We start from the raw sequence: 1,501 nt of genomic DNA on the forward strand, positions 1-1,501 counted from the left end.
GGTAGTGTCCCGAATGTTGGTGTAGAGCTCGGTTTTCGAGGGTAGCCGCAGGCTGCCCGAGGAGCCGAGAATCACCTAGAATGCCGTCATTCTAGCGCATGCTACGCCGCCTTCCTGCCGGGAATCGGGTTGTCGGCCACCACGAGCGCAATTATCCTGGCCGCATGCTCGGCGGCGGTGCCCTCGTAGGCGGGCGCGGGCGCGTTCACCTTGGCGCCCTCCACGGCCCTGCCGATGGAGTCGTCGTTGAACCAGCGGCGGCCCGCCCAGTCCTCGTCCATCTCGGAGAACACCGCTCCCATCATCCTGATGAGCGACTTCCTGCTCGGGAACACCTGGACGACGCGGCTGCGGCGCTTGAGCTCGCGGTTGGCGCGCTCCTGAACGTTGTTGGTGCGCAGCCTGACGTGGTGCTCGTAGGGGAAGTCGAGGTACGCCAGCGCGTCGGCCTCGGCCTCCTCGAGCACCTCGGCCGCCTTGGGGCAGAACCCCTCGATCTGCTCGATGGCGAGCTGGTAGAGCTCGCGCACGAGCTCGGGGTCGCGCTCGGCGAACACGGCCTTCAGGATGCCGAGCACGGCGCCCCTCTTCTGCCTGGTCGGCGCGTTGCCGGCGGCGTTGCGCATCAGGTGCACGATGCATCTCTGCCAGGCGGCGCCGGGGAAGACCTCCTGGATCGCGCGCTTGAGGCCCTCGTGCGCATCGCTGGTGACGCAGATGACGCCATCGACCCCGCGCGCCCGCAGCGAGAGGAGGAACGCCCTCCAGCCGTCGTAGGACTCTGTGTCGATGGCGTCGAGGCCGAGCAGGCGCCTGTAGCCGCCCGAGCCGGCGCCGATGGCGGTCACGAGCGCGGTGGACTGCACGCGGCCGGCGTCCCTGCACTTGATGTAGGTGGCGTCGAGCCAGATGTAGGGGTAGCTGACGTCTGACAGGTCGCGTCCCCGCAGGTCGGCGACCGACTCGTCCAGCGACGAGCATATCCTCGACACCTGGCTGGCGCTCATGCGGTCTATGCCCATGGACTGCGCCACGCGCTTCACCTTCCTGGTGGACACGCCGTTTGTCACCATCTCGGAGACCGCGGCGATGACCGCGCGGTCCACGCGCGAGTACCGCTCGATGAGGTCCTCGGGAAAGTAACTGCCGGCGCGCAGCTTCGGGATTCTGAGGTTGATGGTGCCCACGCTGGTGACGAGCCTGCGCTCGCGGTAGCCGTTGCGCTGGTTGCCGCTCTCGCACGCCTCGTCGGCCTGGGCGTCCATGATCTCGTTGACGAGCGACTCGGCCATCACCCTGATCAGCTCCGTCATGTTCACCATGCCGTCGTCGAATCTCGGCATCAGGGCGCCGTCGCCCGCAATCTCGTGTATCTTATCCATATGCGGTTATTGCCTTTCCACGAATCCTAACTTCAGCAATTAAGATTCTAGGCGATAACCGCTTCCTGCTTTCTACGGCCAGGGAAGCGGCCCCTTACACCAACATTCGGCACGCGATC

The 1,501-nt window shown here is 65.9% G+C and carries 1 protein-coding gene; it reads right to left on the minus strand.

Translation table 11 applies throughout. The annotated features are described in order from the left end of the window. Window positions 1-101 precede the first annotated feature (101 nt). Window positions 102-1,382 (minus strand): IS256 family transposase, encoded by a 1,281-nt coding sequence (locus tag ACTNA2_RS09055; protein ID WP_441049386.1) that lies wholly within the window; start codon window positions 1,380-1,382, stop codon window positions 102-104. Between the last annotated feature and the right edge of the window lie 119 nt (window positions 1,383-1,501).

It is taken from the genome of Collinsella sp. HCP28S3_E9 (assembly GCF_052065455.1).
GTDB lineage: Bacteria > Actinomycetota > Coriobacteriia > Coriobacteriales > Coriobacteriaceae > Collinsella.